Source organism: Micromonospora sp. NPDC001898 (assembly GCF_042891255.1).
GTDB lineage: Bacteria > Actinomycetota > Actinomycetes > Mycobacteriales > Micromonosporaceae > Micromonospora.
The window spans coordinates 398,269-418,388 of sequence record NZ_JBIATC010000002.1; the positions used below are offsets into that span (position 1 = coordinate 398,269).

The 20,120-nt window shown below is 72.9% G+C and carries 16 protein-coding genes; 7 read left to right on the plus strand and 9 right to left on the minus strand.

The features are described from left to right. Nucleotides 1-18: 18 nt before the first annotated feature. Nucleotides 19-1,602, minus strand: a complete 1,584-nt coding sequence (gene cimA, locus ACFYZF_RS06495) for a citramalate synthase (protein WP_387016605.1) — start codon at nucleotides 1,600-1,602, stop codon at nucleotides 19-21. Nucleotides 1,603-1,984: 382 nt separating this feature from the next. Between cimA and ACFYZF_RS06500 the strand changes: the two genes are divergently transcribed. The 4 genes from ACFYZF_RS06500 to ACFYZF_RS06515 all read left to right on the plus strand — a co-directional run bounded on the left by ACFYZF_RS06500 (nucleotide 1,985) and on the right by ACFYZF_RS06515 (nucleotide 4,524). After that, nucleotides 1,985-2,545, plus strand: coding sequence for a peroxiredoxin (locus tag ACFYZF_RS06500; protein WP_387016607.1), 561 nt, complete (start codon nucleotides 1,985-1,987; stop codon nucleotides 2,543-2,545). A gap of 2 nt (nucleotides 2,546-2,547) precedes the next feature. Continuing rightward, nucleotides 2,548-3,078, plus strand: a complete 531-nt coding sequence (locus tag ACFYZF_RS06505; RefSeq protein ID WP_387016609.1) for a carboxymuconolactone decarboxylase family protein — start codon at nucleotides 2,548-2,550, stop codon at nucleotides 3,076-3,078. A gap of 161 nt (nucleotides 3,079-3,239) precedes the next feature. After that, the gene (locus ACFYZF_RS06510) at nucleotides 3,240-3,698 is read left to right on the plus strand and encodes a PRC-barrel domain-containing protein (RefSeq protein ID WP_387016611.1); all 459 of its coding nucleotides are present in this window, start codon (nucleotides 3,240-3,242) and stop codon (nucleotides 3,696-3,698) included. 85 nt (nucleotides 3,699-3,783) lie between these two features. Beyond that, on the plus strand, nucleotides 3,784-4,524 hold the full coding sequence (locus tag ACFYZF_RS06515; RefSeq protein ID WP_387016612.1) for a tyrosine-protein phosphatase: 741 nt from the start codon (nucleotides 3,784-3,786) through the stop codon (nucleotides 4,522-4,524). A 140-nt stretch (nucleotides 4,525-4,664) separates the two neighbouring features. Here ACFYZF_RS06515 and ACFYZF_RS06520 read toward each other — a convergent pair whose 3' ends face one another. Together ACFYZF_RS06520 and ACFYZF_RS06525 are read right to left on the minus strand one after the other, a co-directional pair. Continuing rightward, complete coding sequence (locus ACFYZF_RS06520; protein WP_387016614.1) at nucleotides 4,665-5,762, minus strand: branched-chain amino acid aminotransferase; 1,098 nt, start codon at nucleotides 5,760-5,762, stop codon at nucleotides 4,665-4,667. A gap of 181 nt (nucleotides 5,763-5,943) precedes the next feature. Further along, nucleotides 5,944-6,975 carry a 3-isopropylmalate dehydrogenase gene (locus ACFYZF_RS06525; protein ID WP_387016616.1) on the minus strand — a complete coding sequence of 344 codons (1,032 nt, stop codon included), beginning with the start codon at nucleotides 6,973-6,975 and terminating at the stop codon, nucleotides 5,944-5,946. Nucleotides 6,976-7,196: 221 nt separating this feature from the next. Between ACFYZF_RS06525 and ACFYZF_RS06530 the strand changes: the two genes are divergently transcribed. After that, nucleotides 7,197-8,072, plus strand: a complete 876-nt coding sequence (locus tag ACFYZF_RS06530) for an FAD:protein FMN transferase (RefSeq protein ID WP_387016617.1) — start codon at nucleotides 7,197-7,199, stop codon at nucleotides 8,070-8,072. A 351-nt stretch (nucleotides 8,073-8,423) separates the two neighbouring features. Next, the gene (locus ACFYZF_RS06535; RefSeq protein ID WP_387016618.1) at nucleotides 8,424-8,780 is read left to right on the plus strand and encodes a hypothetical protein; all 357 of its coding nucleotides are present in this window, start codon (nucleotides 8,424-8,426) and stop codon (nucleotides 8,778-8,780) included. Between the two features lie 87 nt (nucleotides 8,781-8,867). Here ACFYZF_RS06535 and serA read toward each other — a convergent pair whose 3' ends face one another. The 5 genes from serA to ACFYZF_RS06560 form a co-directional block, all read right to left on the minus strand. Continuing rightward, nucleotides 8,868-10,466: a phosphoglycerate dehydrogenase gene (gene serA, locus ACFYZF_RS06540; RefSeq protein WP_387016620.1), complete on the minus strand. Its 1,599-nt coding sequence runs from the start codon at nucleotides 10,464-10,466 to the stop codon at nucleotides 8,868-8,870. Between the two features lie 426 nt (nucleotides 10,467-10,892). Next, nucleotides 10,893-11,906 (minus strand): ketol-acid reductoisomerase, encoded by a 1,014-nt coding sequence (gene ilvC, locus ACFYZF_RS06545; protein ID WP_387016622.1) that lies wholly within the window; start codon nucleotides 11,904-11,906, stop codon nucleotides 10,893-10,895. Nucleotides 11,907-11,977: 71 nt separating this feature from the next. Continuing rightward, nucleotides 11,978-12,493 carry an acetolactate synthase small subunit gene (gene ilvN, locus ACFYZF_RS06550; protein ID WP_387016624.1) on the minus strand — a complete coding sequence of 172 codons (516 nt, stop codon included), beginning with the start codon at nucleotides 12,491-12,493 and terminating at the stop codon, nucleotides 11,978-11,980. Next, nucleotides 12,493-14,355: an acetolactate synthase large subunit gene (locus ACFYZF_RS06555; RefSeq protein ID WP_387016626.1), complete on the minus strand. Its 1,863-nt coding sequence runs from the start codon at nucleotides 14,353-14,355 to the stop codon at nucleotides 12,493-12,495. Before ACFYZF_RS06555 ends, ilvN begins: the two co-directional genes overlap by 1 nt. A 183-nt stretch (nucleotides 14,356-14,538) precedes the next feature. Beyond that, nucleotides 14,539-17,001: a putative bifunctional diguanylate cyclase/phosphodiesterase gene (locus ACFYZF_RS06560; protein WP_387016628.1), complete on the minus strand. Its 2,463-nt coding sequence runs from the start codon at nucleotides 16,999-17,001 to the stop codon at nucleotides 14,539-14,541. A 112-nt stretch (nucleotides 17,002-17,113) separates the two neighbouring features. On the opposite strand from ACFYZF_RS06560, the gene ilvD reads away from it, so the two are divergent. Continuing rightward, the gene (ilvD, locus tag ACFYZF_RS06565; RefSeq protein ID WP_387016629.1) at nucleotides 17,114-18,961 is read left to right on the plus strand and encodes a dihydroxy-acid dehydratase; all 1,848 of its coding nucleotides are present in this window, start codon (nucleotides 17,114-17,116) and stop codon (nucleotides 18,959-18,961) included. 505 nt (nucleotides 18,962-19,466) lie between these two features. Here the strand turns inward: ilvD and ACFYZF_RS06570 are convergent. Next, a complete protein-coding gene (locus tag ACFYZF_RS06570) occupies nucleotides 19,467-20,003 on the minus strand; it encodes a hypothetical protein (RefSeq protein WP_387016631.1) in 537 nt (178 codons plus the stop codon). Nucleotides 20,004-20,120 lie beyond the last annotated feature (117 nt).

Genomic DNA, 20,120 nt, shown 5'->3' on the forward strand with positions numbered 1-20,120 from the left:
TCGGCACCGCGCCCCCGCTCAGACGTGGGCGCGGTCCAGGCCGTAGGTGAGCGCGTCGACGAGGGCACGCCAGGACGCCTCCACCACGTTCGGGTGCACGCCGACGGTCGTCCAGTCCCGGCCCGTCCCGTCGGCGGTCTCCACCAGCACCCGGGTGACCGCGCCGGTGCCGTGGCTGCCCTCCAGGATGCGTACCTTGTAGTCGGCCAGCTCGAAGTCACGCAGCTCCGGGTAGTGCCGGCACAGGCCGACCCGCAGCGCCTCGTCGAGGGCGTTGATCGGGCCGTTGCCCTCGGCCGTGGCGATCACCCGCTCGCCGCGTACCCGGATCTTGACGGTGGCCTCGGACACCACCGCGCCGTCCTCGCGGTGCTCGACCAGCACCCGGTACGACTCCAGGGCGAACGGCCGGGTCGGCGCGGCGCCGGGCAGCTCGGAGCGGACCAGCAGTTCGAAGGAGGCGTCGGCGGCCTCAAAGGACCAGCCACCGGCCTCCAGCTCCTTCACCCGGCTGGTCACCTTCGACAGGGTCTCCGGATGGCCGGCCAGGTCCAGGCCCAGCTCGCGGCTCTTCAGCTCGACGCTGGCCCGGCCGGCCATCTCGGTGATCAGGATCCGCATGTCGTTGCCCACCACGCGTGGGTCCACATGGTTGTAGAGCAGCGGATCCACCTTGATCGCGCTCGCGTGCAGCCCTGCCTTGTGAGCGAAGGCGGCGGCCCCGGCGTACGCCTGGTGGGTGTCGGGGGCGATGTTGGCGATCTCGGCGATGGCGTGGGAGACCCGCACCATCTGCTCCAGGCAGCCGTCCGGTAGGACCGGCAGCCCGAGCTTGAGTTGGAGGTTGGCGACGACGGCGAAGATGTCGGCGTTGCCGGGGCGCTCGCCGTACCCGTTGGCGGTGCCCTGGACGTGGCGGACGCCGGCCTCGACGGCCGCGATGGTGTTGGCCACCGCGCAGGCGGTGTCGTTCTGGGCGTGCATGCCGAGCCGCCCGGGATCGACGCCGGTCCGCGCGACCAGGTCGGCGATCACGGCGGTCACCTGGGAGGGCAGCATCCCGCCGTTGGTGTCGCAGAGCACCATCACCTCGGCGCCGGCGGCCAGCGCGGTCTGGACCACCGCCGCCCCGTACGCCGGGTCGTGCCGGTAGCCGTCGAAGAAGTGCTCGCCGTCGACGAAGACCCGCCGTCCCTCGGCGACGAGGTGTGTCACGGTGTCCCGGATCATCGCCAGGTTCTCGGCGGCGGTAGTGCGCAGCGCCCGCTCGACGTGCCGCAGGTCGGCCTTGGCGACCAGCGCGACGGCCGGGGTCCGCGCGTCCAGCAGCGCCCGGACCTGCGGGTCGTCGGCGACCGCGACGCCGGCCTTGCGGGTCGCCCCGAACGCGACGAGCTGGGCGTGCTTCAGGTCCAGCTCGGTGCGGGCCCGGCGGAAGAACTCGGTGTCCTTCGGCACGGCGCCCGGCCAGCCCCCCTCGATGAAGCCGACCCCGAACTCGTCGAGCAGCCGGGCGACGGCCAGCTTGTCGACCACCGAGTAGGTGAGCCCCTCTCGCTGGGCGCCGTCGCGCAGCGTCGTGTCGTAGACCTGGAACGTCATGAAGGGTCCTCTCGGGCGCGGCTGGGACGGGGCGGCGGGACGGGGCGGGGCGGGGCGGGACCAACAAAAAGACCTCCCGCGGATGCGGGAGGTCTGCGCGCTCGGCGGAGGGAGGCCGGGCGCGCTAGGTGCCGATAATGACGACGCTGCTGGTCACGATCACCACTCTGCCACCCACCCCACCGTTCTGGGAGGCACAATCCACATGGCGGGACGGTGACGCAGGGTTGCGATACCTCATCCGCCCCCACCTGCGGCGCAGAACCCGCCGCTGGTGATCGGCTTCACAAGTCACCTGGCCGCTACCAAGCCGAAACACCGCTGCGGCAGTATCTGGAACAGATCCAGTTACCGGCCTCGTGCCGCTGTCAAGGAGGACCCCGTGCTCACTGTCGGTGACCGCTTTCCCGAGTACGAACTCACCGCCTGCGTGTCTCTCGACGCCGACAACGCGTTCGAGTCGATCAACCACAAGTCTCACCAGGGCAAGTGGCGGGTTGTCTTCTTCTGGCCGAAGGACTTCACCTTCATCTGCCCGACGGAGATCGCCGAGTTCGGCCGGCTGAACGGCGAGTTCGCCGACCGGGACGCCCAGGTGCTCGGCGTGTCGGTGGACAACGAGTTCGTCCACTACGCCTGGCGCAAGGACCACCCGGACCTGCGCGAGCTGCCCTTCCCCATGCTCAGCGACATCAAGCGCGAGCTGACCGCCGACTGCGGCGTGCTCGGCGAGGACGGCGTGGCCCAGCGCGCCACCTTCATCGTCGACCCGGACAACGAGATCCAGTTCGCCATGGTGACCGCCGGCTCGGTCGGCCGGAACGTCTCCGAGGTGCTGCGGGTGCTCGACGCGCTGCAGACCGACGAGCTGTGCCCGTGCAACTGGAACAAGGGCGGCGACACCCTCGACGCCACCAAGCTGCTCGCCGGCGCCGGGGTCTGACGATGGGTCTCGACGCGGTCAAGGCAGCCCTGCCGGAGTACGCCAAGGACATCAAGCTCAACCTCGGCTCCACCGTCGGCGCCTCTACGCTGAAGCCGGAGCAGGCCTGGGGCACCGCGCTGGCCTGCGCCGTCGCGGCGCGCAACCCGGTGGTGCTTCGGGAGATCGCCGCCGAGGCCGCCGGCCACCTCACCGCCGAGGCGGTCGAGGCGGCCAAGGGCGCCGCCACGATCATGGCCATGAACAACGTCTACTACCGGGCCAAGCACCTCATCGGCGACGACCAGTACGCGTCGATGCCGGCCCGGCTGCGGATGCAGATCATCGCCCGACCGGGTGTGGAGAAGGGCGACTTCGAGCTGTGGTGCCTCGCCGTCTCGGCGATCACCGGCTGCGGCGTCTGCCTGGAGTCGCACGAGAAGACGCTGCGCGGGGCCGGCTTCACCCGCGAGCAGGTGCACGAGGGACTGCGGATCGCCGCCGTGGTGCACGCCGCCGCGGTGGCGCTCGACGCGCAGGCCGCGCTGGCCTGAGCCCGCCGCCCCGACTCCGCCGACGCCGCTACCGCGGTGCCGGCGGAGTCGGCGTTTCCGGCGGCACGTGTGTAGGGGCCGACCGGGCTGGGTAGGTGTATTTCGGACACGAGAACACCCCCTCTCCGAGACGACTACGACAGTCGAGGCAGGAGCACCCCATGGACAGGCTCGACCCGCACACCACACACGGCACGCCGGAGCCCATGACCCACGGCGGGCAGGGTTCGATCGCCGGCGGCGCCCCCGCCGGTGCGTTCGACCCGTGGAGCTACCGTGACCGGGCGTCGGCGGCCGACGCCGACCTGGTCGGCTACAAGGTCGAGGCCACCGACGGCGGCATCGGCAAGATCGACAGCGCGAGCCACGAGGTCGGCAGCAGCTACCTCGTGGTAGACACCGGCCCGTGGATCTTCGGCAAGAAGGTCATGCTGCCGGCCGGCACGGTCAACCACGTCGACCACGACGAGCGCAAGGTGCACGTCGACCGCGACAAGGACCAGATCAAGGCCGCGCCTGAGTACGACGAGAACAGCCACAGCGACCCGGCGTACCGGGACAAGCTCGGCGGCTACTACGACGAGAGCTACGGCAACCTGCCCCCGGGCACCGCCCGCTGACCGGTGCCGCCGGCCCGGCCGGCGGGGCTCGGTTCAACCGTCACGGCCGGTGGGGTCAACCCCCACCGGCCGTTACCGTGTCAGGGTGGACGCGATCGAGGTTAACCGCAGAATTCCCTTCTCCGCGATGTTCAACTTCCGTGATGTCGGCGGCTACCCGGCGGGCGACGGGCGCACCGTCGCCTGGGGACGGCTCTACCGCTCGGACTCACCACACCGGATCGACGGCGCCGACCGGGACGCCTTCGTCGCCCTCGGCATCCGCACCGTGATCGACCTGCGCCGCCCGTACGAGGTGGCCCGGGACGGCCGGGTGCCGGAGCTGGACGGGCTCACCTACCGGCACGTCCACCCGGAACACACCCCGTGGGCGGAGTCGCATTACGAGCCCGGCTCAAGTCTGGCCCGCCACCTCGCCGACCTGTACGCCGCCCTCGCCGGGACCGGCGCCGCCGGGCTGGCCGAGGCGGTCGGGCTGATCGCCGACAGCGGCGCCGCCCCGGTCGTCGTGCACTGCGTGGCCGGCAAGGACCGTACCGGCATCGTCTGCGCGCTGGTCCTCTCGGTGCTCGGCGTGAGCGACGCCGACATCGCCGCCGACTACGCGCTGAGCACGGAGGCGTCGGCGCGGTTCAGCGCCTGGGTGGCCGCCACCACCCCCGAGGCCGAGGAACTCCCCGCGCCGTTCCTGGCGTCCCCGGCCGAGGCGATGTCGCTGTTCCTGACCGAGCTGCGCGCGGGACACGGCTCCGTCGAGGGGTACCTGCGGCACGCCGGTGTCACCGACGCCCAGCTCACCGCCCTGCGCGACCACCTGCTGGACTGACCTCCGTCCCGGCCGCTCCCTCGACCCGGCGACGGGTGCCGGGCGCGGTGGGGGGACCGAGACCGGCGACGGGCGCCAGGCGCGGTGGGGCGGCGAGAAATGCCCGGGGCAGCGGGCGCCCCGGGCATTGGAGCCACTGCTCAGAGGACCCGGGTGACCCATCCGTGCGGGTCGGCGGCCCGGCCCCGCTGGACGTCCACCAGCCGTCGGTGCAGGTCGGTGGTCGCCCGGCCCGGCTCGCCGCCGCCGACGAGGAACTCGCCGTCGGAGAAGCGGACCTTGCCGATCGGCGTGACCACGGCCGCGGTGCCGCAGGCGAAGGCCTCGCGCAGCCGGCCGCTGGCCGCGTCGGCCTGCCAGTCGGCGAAGCTGACCGGCCGTTCCTCGACCCGGTGGCCGGCCTCGGCCGCCAGGGTGAGGATCGCGTCGCGGGTGATGCCCGGCAGGATGGTGCCGGTCAGCGGCGGGGTGACCAGGGTGTCGTCGTCGTAGACGAAGAAGACGTTCATCCCGCCCAGCTCGTCGACGAAGCGGCGCTCCACGGCGTCGAGGAAGACCACCTGGTCGCAGCCGGCCTCGATCGCCTCGGCCTGGGCGGCCAGCGAGGCGGCGTAGTTACCACCGCACTTGGCCGCGCCGGTGCCGCCCGGGGCCGCGCGGGTGTAGTCCGGCGACACCCACACCGTCACCGGCTTGACCCCGCCGGAGAAGTACGCCCCCGCCGGAGAGGCGATGACCACGTACAGGTACTCGTTGGCCGGGCGGACGCCGAGGAAGACCTCGCTGGCGAACATGAACGGTCGCAGGTAGAGGCTGCTCCCGTCGCCCTCGGGGATCCACTCCCGGTCGACCTCGACCAGCCGGCGCAGCGACTCGACGAACGTCTCCGGCGGGAGCTGCGGCATCGCCATCCGGCGGGCCGAGTCGGCGAACCGGGCGGCGTTGGCCTCCGGCCGGAACATGGTCACCGCGCCGTCGCCGGTGCGGTAGGCCTTCAGGCCCTCGAAGATCTCCTGCGCGTAGTGCAGCACCGCGGCGGCCGGGTCCAACGGGATCGGCGCGCGCGCCTCGATCCGGGCGTCGTACCAGCCCTTGCTCTCCGCGTACCGGATGGTGACCATGTGGTCGGTGAAGACCCGGCCGAAGCCCGGGTTCGCGAGCAGGGCGGCCCGGTCCACAGCGGATACCGGCGTGGAATTCGGACGGATCTCGAAGTCGAGCATGTCACCACCGCTCATCGCGCGGACCTCCCTGGGACGACGGCGGCGGGACCGCACGCCGGATTCACTGGTGCCAGCAACTTACCCCGAACGGTCGTTCAGCGGGTAACCGCATGCCGGCGGGACGGACGCCCCGAACGGGCGTTCCGGCTGTTCAGACGCCCGTTCCTCGGGGCGCCGGGGCGGGGCGGGGCCGCCGTCAGGCCGTCGCGTGCGCGGCGAGGCGGTCGCCCACCTCGGCGGTGCGCAACGGTACGCCCGGGGCGCGGCCGGCCAGCTCCGCGCCGACGGCGGCGGTCACCCGTGCCGCAGCGTCAGCGTGCCCGAGCTGGTCGAGCAGCAGGGCGGCGGAGAGCACGGCGGCCACCGGGTCGGCGATGCCCTGGCCGGCGATGTCCGGCGCGGAGCCGTGCACCGGCTCAAACATCGACGGGTACGCCCCGGTGGGGTTGATGCAGCCGCTGGCGGCCAGCCCGATGCCTCCGGTGACCGCGGCGGCGATGTCGGTGAGGATGTCGCCGAAGAGGTTGTCGGTGACCACCACGTCGTACCGCTGGGGCTGGGTGACCAGGAACATCGCGGCGGCGTCGACGTGCTGGTACTCCGTGGCCACGTCCGGGTGCTCGGCGGCCACGGCGGCGAAGGCGCGGGCCCACAGCGACCCGGCGTGGGTCAGCACGTTGGTCTTGTGCACCAGGGTGACCTTGCGCCGCTCGCGGCGGGACGCCCGGGCGAACGCGTCGCGGATGACCCGCTCCACCCCGTGCCGGGTGTTCAGGCTCTCCTCGGTGGCCACCTCGGCCGGGGTGTCCCGGTGCAGCGAGCCGCCCGCGCCGGCGTAGAGCCCCTCGGTGCCCTCCCGGACCACGACCAGATCGACCTCGCCGGGCTTGACGGTGGCCAGCGGGCCGGCCACGCCCGGCCACAGCCGCGACGGGCGCAGGTTGACGTACTGGTCGAAGGCGAACCGGAGCTTGAGCAGCAGGCCGCGCTCCAGCACGCCCGGCGGGACGGTCGGGTCGCCGACCGCGCCGAGCAGGATCGCGTCGTGCCCGGCCAGCTCGGTCAGGACGGAGTCCGGCAGCACCTCGCCGGTGCGGTGATAACGGGCCGCGCCGAGGTCGTACTCGGTGGTCTCCACCCCGGGGAGGACGGCGTCGACGACCTTGAGGGCCTGCGCGACCACCTCGGATCCGATCCCGTCCCCGGCCACCACCGCGATCCGTGCCACGTCGTGAGCTCCCTCGCCTCGTCGTCTTCCGCAACGGTACGACTCCGTCCCGCCTCCCGGTACGGTGCTTCCGCATTCTGGGACAGGAACGCACAGCAGGCTCCCAGGTGGGATTCATGGTGTGGTCAACTTCGCTGCTTAGGGTCGATGGCGAACGGGTCACGGGGCCCGGACGGGATTCGTCGCGGCGCTGCGGCGCCGTCAGCGAAGGAGCAACTGCCATGCGGATCGACGAGCAGCCCCGGCACCGATGGGTCGACGAGCAGCCCCGCACGCAGTGGGTGGACCAGTCGACATTCGCCAGCCGCCGCCCCGACCTGCGCCTGGGCAGCCGCACCCACCGCCTCGACCGGGCCGGTGGCACCGCCGCCGACCGGATCGCCGTGCAGCACACCGTAGGCACCAGCACGGCGGAGTACTCCCTGCTGCTCAACGCCCCGAGCTGGCTGGGCCGGCGCGGGGTGGGCGAGGCGCTCGCCGACGCCGTCGCCGAACTGCGCGCCATCGACCTCACCTACGGCCCGAACCGGCGCGACAGCCTCGTCTCCCGGCTGCGCCGGGGGGAGATCAGCCCCGAGTCGTACCCGCCGCTGGCCGACCTGGTGGACCGGTGCGCCGCCATGCGGGCGGCGACCGACGGCTGGTTCGACGCGTGGGCGGTGCCCGGCGGCTTCGACCCGGGCGGCCTGCTCGGCGGCTGGGCGGTGGAGCGGGCCGCGGCCCGGCTGCGCGCCGCCGGCATCCACGACTACGCCGTGCTCACCGGCGCCGACCTGGTGGTACGCGGGCACGCCGCGCACGGCGGCCCGTGGCGGGTGGCCGTGCACCACCCGACCGACTCTCGCCGGCCTCCGCTCGTGCTGGAGATGACGGCCGGCGCGGTGGGCACCTCCGGGGTGACCGGGCGGCGGGGGCACGTGGTCGACCCGCACACCGGGGAGCCCGCCGACCAGCTCGATGCCGCCACGGTGATCGGGCCGGACCTGGCGGTGGCCGACGCCTACGCCACCGCGCTCTACGCCGCGGGCCCGGCGGGGCTGGACTGGTTCCGCGACGGGTCGGGCTACCGGGCGCTGTTCGCGCACCGCCCCCGCTGAGATCCGACCGGGCCACCCTCGGCGGCCGGTCTTCGCATCCCGGCCGTGGGTGACCCGCGATCGACCCCCACGGTCTCGGCAACGGCCGTGGGGGCCGGTCAGCGACGAGTGCGCGTGGCTCGCGCAATCGAGGGGTGCGGACCCGGGCCGGGGCGGACGTCAACCGCGCCACCCGAAGACGGGCCGACGCCGAACTCAACCAGTGACCGCACGAGTACGCTAGCGAATCGCCGTAACTCGATGCAAGGGTCTCCACAGCGGACCGTCCCCGAAGGACGCTCGGAAGTTTCGCGACTGACCTGCGGCGGGGTCACGGTGACTTCCCCGGCCCGGGATGGCACGCTGTCCGCCGTGAGTTTCGATCTGAGCGTGTGGGCCCTCCCGGACGGGGTCACGCCCATGGACGTGCGGGCAGCGGTGCAAAGGTGCCGACAGGGACAGCACGACGACCGCTACCCGGACCCACGGGTCGTCGCCTTCTACCGGGCGATCACCGCCCGCTATCCGGACCGACCGGCGGGCCCGGGTTCCCCGTGGGAGGTCGCGCCCCTGCACACGGCCAACGACCACATCGAGATGAACCTCAACCCGGCCTGCGAGGACCAGGTGCTGCTCGACATCGAGCGGCTGGCCGGCGAGTGCCACCTGATGCTGTTCGACTACCAGGACGGCTCGGTCTACCCGCCACCCGCCCCGGCGCGCCGCTGACCGGTTTGACGGCGAGGGGCCCGGCCGTTCGGCCGGGCCCCCGATCCGTCCTGCCTGGACGCCGTGTCACTCGGCTCCTGGGTGGACCTACTCGTCGCGCAGGTCGGCCGCGCTGGCCGAGGTCGCGCCGATCGAGTCAGCCGCGGAGGTGAGCAGGTCCGCGCCGAGCGCCTGGTCGACCGTGAGGGTCATCAGCGTCTCACCGCCGGCCTCCCGGCGGGCCACCTGCATCGCCGCGATGTTGATACCGGCCTCGCCGAGCAGGGTGCCGACGGTGCCGACCACGCCCGGCCGGTCCACGTAGCGCAGGAAGAGCAGGATGCCCTCCGCGCCGATCTCCACGTCGAAGCCGTCCACCTCGGTGAGCTTGAGGACGTCGCGGGCGCCGGCGTGGGTGACCGTGCCGGAGACGCTGACCGTACGGCCGTCCGGCAGCGCGCCGCGGACGGTCACCAGGGTCGGGTGCTCGGCGGTGTCGGCCTGGCTGGCGAGGTTGACCTCGACGCCACGCTCGGCGGCCAGGTGCGGCGCGTTGACGTAGGTGACCTGCTCCTCGACCACGGAGCTGAACAGCCCCTTGGTGGCCGCGAGCTTGAGCACCGAGACGTCGTGGTTAACGACTCCCCCGCGCACCTCGACGGTGACGCTGGCGGCCACCCCGCCGGCCACGGCGGTGAACGCCCGGCCGAGCTTCTCGGCCAGCGGCAGCAGCGGGCGGACGTCCTCGGCGACCACGCCGCCGGCCTGCACGTTGACCGCGTCCGGCACGAACTCGCCCTGCAACGCCAGCTTCACGCTCTTGGCCACGGCCAGGCCGGCCTTGTCCTGCGCCTCGGCGGTGGAGGCGCCCAGGTGCGGGGTGGCCACCACGTTGTCGAAGGCGAACAGCGGCGAGGAGGTGCACGGCTCCTTGACGTACACGTCGACGCCGGCGCCACCGACCCGGCCCTCGGCGAGCGCGTCGGCGAGGGCCTGCTCGTCGACCAGCCCGCCCCGGGCGGCGTTGACGATCCGCACCCCCGGCTTGACGATCGCCAGCTCCTTCTCGCCGATCAGGCCCACGGTCTCCGGGGTCTTCGGCAGGTGGATCGAGATGAAGTCGCTCTCCCGCAGCAGCTCCTCCAGCCCGACCAGGCGCACCCCGAGCTGCGCCGCGCGGGCCGGCTGGATGTACGGGTCGTACGCGATCAGCCGGGTGCCGAAGGCGGCGATCCGGGACGCGAAGAGCACCCCGATCCGGCCGAGGCCGACCACGCCCACGGTCTTGCCCTGCACCTCGACGCCGGTGTACTTGGACCGCTTCCACTCGCCGGCCTTGAGCGCGGCGCTGGCGCTGGCGGTGTTGCGGGCCACGGCCAGCAGCAGCGCGACGGCCTGCTCGGCGGCGGAGACGATGTTGGAGGTGGGGGCGTTGACGACCATGACGCCCCGCGCGGTGGCAGCCGGCACCTCGACGTTGTCCAGACCCACGCCGGCCCGGGCCACCACCTTCAGCCGGGGGGCGGCGGCGATCGCCTCGGCGTCGATCTGCGTGGCGCTGCGCACGATCACCGCGTCGGCCTCGGAGAGCGCGGAGAGCAGGGCCTGACGGTCGGTGCCGTCGACGTGACGGACGTCGAAGTCGTGGGCGAGCACCTCGATGGCGGCGGGGGCGAGTTCTTCGGCGATCAGTACGACAGGAGTCATCGGTCCTCGTAGAGGTCGTGTGGCGGTCGGCCGGGACGTGGGGGCGCCGCACTGCGCCCTGCGCCGAGTCGTGCCATGGCCGTCAGGTGGCGGCTACGCACCTACCCGCGATGTTAGGGCGCGGGCCGGCCGGCGTGCCCCGGACTGCGGGGTGAGGGCCCTCACAAACCCGACATGTCAGTGGGGTTCCGGGCGGGAAAACACCAGCGGCGGGCCCCCCCGCCCCCCGGGGGGGGGGGGGGGGGGGGGCGGGGGGCGCGGCGGGGGGGGCGGGGGGGGGGGGGGGGCGGGGGGCGGCCCGGTCGGGGGGTGGTCCCCCCAACCACCACCCCCAATTCCGGGGGGGGCGGGGGGTCCACCCCCCCCGGGCCCCCCCCCGCGGGGGGGGGGGGGGGGGGGGGGGGCCCCCCGCTGGCCGCGCCCGGGTCAGGCGGTCTCGGTGATCGGCCGGTCGACCCAGCTCATCATGGACCGCAGCTTCTGACCGGTCTCCTCGATCGGGTGCGCCGCGCCCTCGGCCTGCCACTTGGCGAAGTTCGGGCGGCCGGCGTCGTCCTCGGCGATCCACTCGCGGGCGAACTCGCCGGACTGGACCTCGGAGAGGATCTTGCGCATCTCCTCCTTGACCCGGGCGTCGACGACGCGCGGGCCACGGGAGAGGTCGCCGTACTCGGCGGTGTCGGAGATGCTGTAGCGCATCTTCGCGATGCCGCCCTCGTACATGAGGTCGACGATCAGCTTCAGCTCGTGCAGGCACTCGAAGTAGGCCACCTCGGGGGCGTAGCCCGCCTCGGTGAGCACCTCGAACCCGGTCTGCACCAGGGCCGCCGCGCCGCCGCAGAGCACCGCCTGCTCGCCGAAGAGGTCGGTCTCCGTCTCCTCCTTGAAGGTGGTCCGGATCACGCCGGCCCGGGTGCCGCCGATCCCCTTCGCGTAGGCCAGGGCCAGCGCGAGGGCGGTGCCGGTGGCGTCCTGCTCGACGGCGACCAGGCAGGGCACGCCCTTGCCGTCGACGTACTGGCGGCGGACCAGGTGACCCGGGCCCTTCGGGGCGACCATCGCGACGTCCACGTCAGCCGGCGGCTTGATCAGGTCGTACCGGATGTTGAAGCCGTGGCCGAAGAGGATGGCCTTGCCGGGCGCCAGGTTCGGCGCGATCGCCTCCGTGTAGAGGGTCCGCTGGGCGGTGTCCGGGGCCAGGATCATGATCACGTCGGCCTCGGCCGCAGCCTCCGCCGGGGTGAGCACCCGCAGGCCCTGCTCCTCGGCCTTGGGCCGGCTCTTCGAGCCCGCCGGCAGGCCGATCACCACGTCGACGCCGGAGTCCCGCAGCGACAGCGCGTGGGCGTGGCCCTGGCTGCCGTACCCGATCACCGCCACCTTCTTGGCCTGGATCAGGCCCAGGTCGGCATCGTCGTCGTAGTACACCTCAACGCTCATTGACTTCCCTTTCGTACGGCGGCCCGGGCGGCCCGTCGTGGCTTGTGCGGGTGTTGTGGCGGGCAAGGGGTTCAGGCGGCCCTCAGCGCCGGGCCGGCGGTGATCGAACGCGAGCCGCGCCCGATCGCCACCGTGCCGGACTGGACCATCTCCTTGATCCCGAACGTTTCGAGGTCGCGCAGCAGCGCGTCCAGCTTGTCGGGGGTGCCGGTGGCCTCGATCGTCAGCGTGTCGGGCGCGACGTCGACCACCCGGGCGCGGAACAGGTTGACCGTCTCGAGCACCTGGCCACGGATGGCCCGGTCGGCGCGGACCTTGACCAGCAGCAGTTCCCGGGCGACCGAGACCTGCGGGTCCAGCTCGACGATCTTGAGCACGTTGACCAGCTTGTTGAGCTGCTTGGTGACCTGCTCCAGGGGGGACGACTCGGCGTTGACCACGATGGTGATCCGGGAGACGTCCGGGTTCTCGGTCTCGCCGACGGCAAGACTGTCGATGTTGAAGCCGCGCCGGGAGAACAGCCCGGAGACCCGGGCCAGGACGCCCGGCTTGTTCTCCACGAGCACGGACAGGGTGTGCAGGTTCATTAGATATCGTCCTCGTCGAAGTTCGGGCGGACGCCGCGAGCGAACATGATCTCGTCGTTGCTGGTGCCGGCGGCCACCATCGGCCAGACCATCGCGTCCTTGCCGACCACGAAGTCGATCACGACGGGGGCGTCGTTGATCGCCATCGCCGCCTCGATGGTGGAGTCCACGTCGGCCGCGCTCTCGCAGCGCAGGCCGACGCAGCCGAGCGCCTCGGCGAGCTTGACGAAATCGGGGATGCGGTGCTTGTGGGTGCCCAGCTCGGTGTTCGAGTACCGCTCGTTGTAGAACAGCGTCTGCCACTGCCGGACCATGCCGAGGTTGCCGTTGTTGATCACGGCGATCTTGACCGGGATGCCCTCCAGCGCGCAGGTGGCCAGCTCCTGGTTGGTCATCTGGAAGCAGCCGTCGCCGTCCACCGCCCAGACCACCGTGTCCGGCCTGCCCACCTTGGCCCCCATGGCGGCCGGGACCGCGTAGCCCATGGTGCCGAGGCCGCCGGAGTTGAGCCAGGTGCCCGGCCGCTCGTACGAGATGAACTGCGACGCCCACATCTGGTGCTGGCCGACGCCGGCGACGTAGACGGCCTCCGGCCCGGCGATCTTCCCGAGCCGCTCGATCACGTACTGCGGGGAGAGGGAGCCGTCGGCCGACTCCTCGTAGCCCAGCGGGTACCGCTTGCGCAGCTCGTCGAGCTGGGCCCACCAGTCGCCGAGGTCGGCCGGACGGCCGGCGGACCGCTCGGTGGTGACCGCGGCGATCAGCTCGTCGATCACGTGCCGGGCATCGCCGACGATCGGCACGTCCGCGTGCCGGTTCTTGCCGATCTCGGCCGGGTCGATGTCGGCGTGCACGACGGTCGCGTCCGGGGCGAACGAGTCCAGTTGGCCGGTGACGCGGTCGTCGAACCGGGCGCCGAGCGCCACGATCAGGTCCGACTTCTGCAGGCCGTAGACCGCCGACACGGTGCCGTGCATGCCCGGCATGCCCAGGTGCTGCGGGTGCGAGTCGGGGAACGCCCCGAGCGCCATCAGCGTGGTGACCACCGGGATGCCGGTCAGCTCGGCCAGCCGACGCAGCCCGTCCGTGGCGCCGGCCTTGAGCACCCCGCCGCCGACGTAGAGCACCGGCCGGCGGGCCGAGGTCATCAGCCGGGCGGCCTCCCGGATCTGCTTGCCGTGCGGGTGCAGGGTCGGCCGGTACCCGGGCAGGTCCAGCGTCGGCGGCCAGGAGAAGGTGGTCTGCGCCTGGAGGACGTCCTTCGGGATGTCCACCAGCACCGGGCCGGGGCGGCCGGTCGAGGCCAGGTGGAACGCCTCGGCGAGCACCTGCGGGATCTCCTCCGGCGTCTGCACCAGGAAGTTGTGCTTGGTGATCGGCAGGGTGATGCCCTGGATGTCGGCCTCCTGGAAGGCGTCCGTGCCGATCGACGGCCGGGCCACCTGACCGGTGATCGCCACCATGGCCACCGAGTCCATGTACGCGTCGGCGATCGGGGTGACCAGGTTCGTCGCGCCCGGGCCGGAGGTGGCCATGCAGACCCCGACCTTGCCGGTGGCCTGGGCGTACCCGGTGGCCGCGTGCCCGGCGCCCTGCTCGTGCCGGACCAGGATGTGCCGGACGGTGGAGTCGTAGAGCGGGTCGTACGCCGGGAGGATCGCCCCGCCCGGGATGCCGAAGACGACGTCGACGCCGAGCGCCTCCAGGGACCGTACGAGCGACCCGGCTCCGGAGATCTTCGCGGGCGCGGGCTGCCGTGCCGCCGGGGCGGACGGCGCGACCTGGTCGGCGGTCGCCGGCTCGGCGCCGGCACGGGTCCGGCGGGCGGAATGGGCGAGGGTCTCTGGCGTGGGTCTCGTCATGGCGGTTCAGGCCTTCGGCTGGAGTGGCTGATGCTCTTCAGGCGGTGCAACGCGGGCGGGGCACACCCGGATGGGTCCGACGGCAATAAAAACGGCCCTCGTGCAGATGCACGGGGCCAGCGCACTCTCGATGACGGAGAGTGCGCTCAGGTAAGTACTCGCGGAGAGGTCGACGGCATGCGGTCAAGCCTGCCGCATCTCACGCGATGAGTCAACTGATCCCACATTTTGGTTCACGGGCGTCGGTGACGTGCTCTCCGGCACACCGGCTCCGACCGCCCCTAGCTGCGCGGACGCGCCCCCTTCGGGGCGTTGGGCGGGCATCGTCGGCAGCCGCCGCGGACGCGCTGCCGCAGGCGGGGCCGGCACGGCGGCGGGGCGCCCGGCGGGCGGCGCCGACACCGGGGCGGGACGCGCGCCGGCGGACGTGGCGGCCTCCAGCATCGCCTCCAGGTGCTCGCCCGGCACCCCCCAGCCGAAGAGCGCGCCCTGGCCCCACCGGCAACCGGCGGCGACCACCGCGGCCAGCTCGGTGGGGGTGGTCACCCCCTCGGCGATCACCTCCATCCCGAGCTGGTGGCCCAGCCGCATGACGATGTCGACCATCGGGGCGAAGGCCGGGCCGTCGGTGTCCACCGGGCGGACCGGCTCGTGCTCGGCGACCAGGCTGTGGTCGATCTTGAGAATGTCGATCGGCAGCCTGCGTAGCTGCCCGAGCGACGAGTACCCGGCGCCGAAGTCGTCCAGGGCGATCCGGACGCCGGTGCGCCGCAGCGCGGTCAGCCGCCGGACGAGTTCGTCGAGGTCGGTCGCGACGGCGTGCTCGGTGACCTCCAGCACCAGCCGCTGCGGCGGCACGTGGTGGGCGCGCAGCGCCTCGGCGACCTGGACCACGTACTCGGGGGCGTGCAGCTCCCGGGGGGAGACGTTCACCGAGACCCACACGTCGTGCCCGTCGGCCAGCCAGCGGGAGAGCTGGTGACACGCCTGGTGCAGCACCCACGCCCCGAGCTTGGCGATCATCCCGCACTCCTCGGCCAGCGGGATGAACTCGTCCGGGCGGACGTTGCCCAGCTCCGGGTGGCGCCAGCGCAGCAGCGCCTCCGCGCCCACCGGACGCACCGACGGCAGCGACGCCACCGGCTGGAACACCAACCGCAGCTCGTCGCGCTCGATCGCGCCGCGCAGCTCGTGCTCCAGCGTCGTGCGGCGGCGCAGCAGCTCGTCGTAGGTGGCGTCGTAGTGCTCGATCCGGTTCTTGCCGCGCTGCTTGGCGTAGCGCAGGGCCAGGTCGGCGTGGCGCAGCAGCAGCTCGGTGTCCGGCTCGTCGGGCTGCCCGGCCACCCCTATGCTGACCGAGAGGAAGACCGGCCCGCCCGGCTGCTCGTACGGGCGGCCGAGCAGCCCGAGCAGCCGCTCGGCGACCCGGCCGGCGTCGGGCGGGCGGCCGGGCATGAGCACCGCGAACTCGTCACCGCCCAGCCGGGCGGCCAGGTCGCCGGGGCGCAGGTTGCCGCGCAACCGCCGGCCCACCTCGGCCAGCACCTCGTCGCCCACGTCGTGCCCGCGCATGTCGTTGACGTTCTTGAAGCCGTCCAGGTCGAGGCCGAGCAGCACGCACGGGACGCCGGAGCCGGTGCTGTCCTGCAGGGCGCGCAGCAGCCCCCGCCGGTTGGCCAGGCCGGTCAGCGGGTCGGTGTGGGCCAGCTCCCGGAAGTGCGCCTCGCGCTCGGCGAGCCGGCTCGCGTACCGGCGCACGTCGTGCAGGGCGAGGTACTGCCGGGCCACCAGCGCGAACCCCTCGACGCTGCCGGCGACGATGCCCAGCGCGTCGAACCGGCCGCCCTGGAGCAGGTGGTACATCGCGGAGGCGGCCATCGCGACCATCGGGACGAAGGCGTACTCGCCGTCCCGGCGGATCAGGTCGACGTCGAGCTGCCCCGGCGGGGCGGCCCGGTGCACGGCCCGGTGCACGGCCAGCGCGGCGGTCAGCAGCCCGGCCGCGAGCAGGAGCGTGCCGGCCAGCAGCATGCCGGGCACGGCCTGGCAGAGCCCGCCGGCGATGCCCAACCCGCCGCAGGTGACCGCCGTGATCCCGGCGCCGAGCCAGGCCAGCCGGCGGCGGGGCGCGGCGGCCCGCATGAGCACGATCAGGGTGAGCCCGGCGGTGAGCGCCACGCTGACGCTGGCCAGCAGGATCGGCGCGCAGGCCGCCGGGATGGCGGTGGCGAGCAGCCGGGTCGGCTCGGAGAGAAGCACCCAGCCGACGAACCAGAGCGCGGTCGCCATGATCAGGCCGTCGAGCACCAGCCGGGCCGTCGCCGCCCGGGTGGGCCCCGCGCAGGTCAGCCGGAGCAGGCCCGCCCCGAAGGCGAAGGCGCTCACCGCGGTGCCGACGGAGACCAGGGTGGCCCAGCCGACGCGCAGGCCCTGCTGATCGGCCAGGTATGCGCCGCCGACGAGCGGCACCGCCCACCCGATCAGCAGGCTGAACAGCGCGAACACCCCGGCGGCGGCGACCAACGCGGCGGCCTGCCCGCACCCTCGCCCCGCCCGGCGGGCGAGGACGACCAGCAGCGCGGTGGCGCCGGCGGCCACGAGGCCGCTCAGCACCGCCACAGCGATCATGCCCGGGGGGAAGCGCACGTCCTCAACTGTGCCGGATGCCCGCTCGGCGTGGGGGGCCGGGTGCGCAACTGTTGGGACACGGCGCGGCACCCCTGGGAGTACCCCGGCCGACGGTGCAAGACTGGTACGTATGCCTGAGCTGCGGTCGAAGACCTCCACGCATGGCCGGACGATGGCCGGCGCCCGGGCCCTGTGGCGGGCCACCGGGATGACCGACGACGACTTCGGCAAGCCGATCGTCGCCGTCGCCAACAGTTTCACCCAGTTCGTGCCCGGCCACGTGCATCTCAAGGACATGGGCGGCCTCGTCGCCGACGCGGTGGCCGAGGCCGGCGGGGTGGGCCGGGAGTTCAACACGATCGCGGTCGACGACGGCATCGCCATGGGTCACGGTGGGATGCTCTACTCCCTGCCCAGCCGGGAGTTGATCGCCGACGCGGTGGAGTACATGGTCAACGCGCACTGCGCGGACGCCCTGGTCTGCATCTCGAACTGCGACAAGATCACCCCCGGCATGCTGCTGGCCGCGCTGCGGCTGAACATCCCCACCGTCTTCGTCTCCGGCGGCCCGATGGAGGCCGGCAAGACGATGGCGATCGAGGGGATCGTGCACTCCAAGATCGATTTGATCGACGCCATGGTCGCCTCGTCCAACGACGCGGTCACCGACGACCAGCTCGGCGAGATCGAGCGGTCGGCCTGCCCGACCTGCGGATCCTGCTCCGGCATGTTCACCGCGAACTCGATGAACTGCCTCGCCGAGGCGATCGGCCTGGCCCTGCCCGGCAACGGCTCGACGCTGGCCACCCACGCCGCGCGCCGGTCGCTCTTCGTCGAGGCCGGCCGCACCGTCGTGGAGATCGCCAAGCGCTGGTACGACGGCGACGACGCCTCGGTGCTGCCCCGGCAGGTCGCCAACCGGGCCGCGTTCGAGAACGCGGTCGCCCTGGACGTGGCGATGGGGGGGTCGACCAACACGATCCTGCACCTGCTCGCCGCCGCCCGGGAGGCCGAGATGGACTTCTCGGTGGCCGACATCGACGCGATCTCCCGCCGGGTGCCCTGCCTGGCCAAGGTCGCCCCGAACTCGCCCCAGTACCACATGGAGGACGTGCACCGGGCCGGCGGCATCCCGGCCATCCTCGGCGAGCTGGACCGCGCCGGCCTGCTGCACCGGGACGTGCACGCCGTGCACTCCCCCAGCCTTGCGCGGTGGCTCGCCGACTGGGACGTGCGGGGCGGTTCGGCCACCTCCGAGGCGGTCGAGCTCTTCCACGCCGCCCCCGGCGGGGTGCGCACCACCGAGCCGTTCTCCACCACCAACCGGTGGTCCACGCTGGACACCGACGCGGCCGGTGGCTGCGTGCGCGACCTCGCCCACGCCTACAGCGCCGACGGGGGGCTGGCCATCCTGCACGGCAACCTCGCCCCGGACGGCTGCGTGGTGAAGACCGCCGGAGTGCCCGACGAGTGCCTGACCTTCCGGGGCCCGGCGAAGGTGTACGAGTCCCAGGACGACGCGGTGACAGCGATCCTGGCGAAGGAGATCGTCGCCGGGGACGTGGTGGTGATCCGGTACGAGGGCCCGAAGGGCGGCCCCGGCATGCAGGAGATGCTCTACCCCACCTCGTTCCTCAAGGGCCGAGGGCTGGGCAAGTCCTGCGCGCTGCTCACCGACGGCCGGTTCTCCGGCGGCACCTCGGGGCTGTCCATCGGGCACGTCTCCCCCGAGGCGGCCTCCGGCGGCCTGATCGCCCTGGTCGAGCCCGGCGACGAGATCGTCATCGACATCCCGGCCCGGTCGATCTCACTCAACGTCGCAGAGGACGCTCTGGAGGCCCGCCGGATCGCCCAGGAGAAGCGCGACAAGCCGTACACCCCGGTCGACCGTCAGCGCTCGGTCTCCGCCGCCCTGCGCGCGTACGCCTCGATGGCCACCTCGGCCAGCGACGGCGCCTACCGCCGAGTGCCGGAGTGACCGGAGTTCATTCACCTTCCGGAAATCCCGTTCCGCTCCTTGCGGATGACCCGAGATCTGGCAGGGCCTCGGTCTCGCCGGTCCTCAGCTACGTCCCCCTCTCCCGCGAATGCCCCGGGAGCTCGCCGCTACGCCGCCCCATGCCGGCCCGTACACCGGGCAGTCGGGTGGCGGCCTGACAAACGCCCCTCACCCGGTCGGGGACCTGCCCGTCGGTCCCTATGGAGCTGCCCCGCCCACGCTCCCACTCCACCGACAGCGCAAACGGGGCAGCTCCATAGGGGCCGACGGAGGGCAGGCCGATCCGGCAGGGGCTGACCCGGCAAAGGCCGGCCCAGCAGGGCCGATGGTGTCGGCAGCGCGCGCATCCCCTCGGGCCTGCCAAGCCGGAGACCCTCACGACTTTGCCGGGGCCCTGCCTTGACCCTGGTCAGAGCTCCGACAACTCTTCGCTGACAGTGATCGCGAGGTAGGCTTCGCCGTCGCGGGCCTAACCAGCGCCAGGTCAGTACCCGACCAGGGCGATGACGAGCGACGACACCGCCGCGGCCAGCAGCACGCCGCCCGCGCCGATCCCGACCGCCGCACTCGCCGGAACGGCGCGGGACCGGGCGACCGGAACCGCCACCAGCGCCGCCGCCGTCACCAGGGCGGCGACCAGGTGGATCAGCGGATAGTCGAGCAGCGCCGCGACCGGGAACAGGTGCACCCCCACCACGAGCGCCACCCAGACGGGGATCAGCTCCCGGCGGCCTCGCAGGGCGAGCAGCCCGGCACCGAGTGCCGCGACACCGAACTCGATGCCGACGACCAGGCCGAAGGTGCGACTGGTGTCGGCGTCGAAGGCCGTCGGGTCGGACCAGCGGCGCCAGGTGAGAACCCCGCCGGCGACGGCGGTGAGCAGCGAGAGTACCGATCCGACGACGAGCACCGGACGCCAGCTTCTGGGCGGCGCCTCCTGTGCCCAGCCGAACCAGCTCGATGCGAAGAAGCCGAACACGACTGCTGTGGCCGACGCGTCCCGCACGTGCTCCGCGATCATGGCTCCCCCTCGGTGGTGCGGCGTCGACGGTGCCGTCCGCGGATGGGTCTCCCGGCGCGGCGCCCCACCCGATCTTGGTAGATCCTTGCCGACGATCGAGGGCGGGCGGGCCTCGGG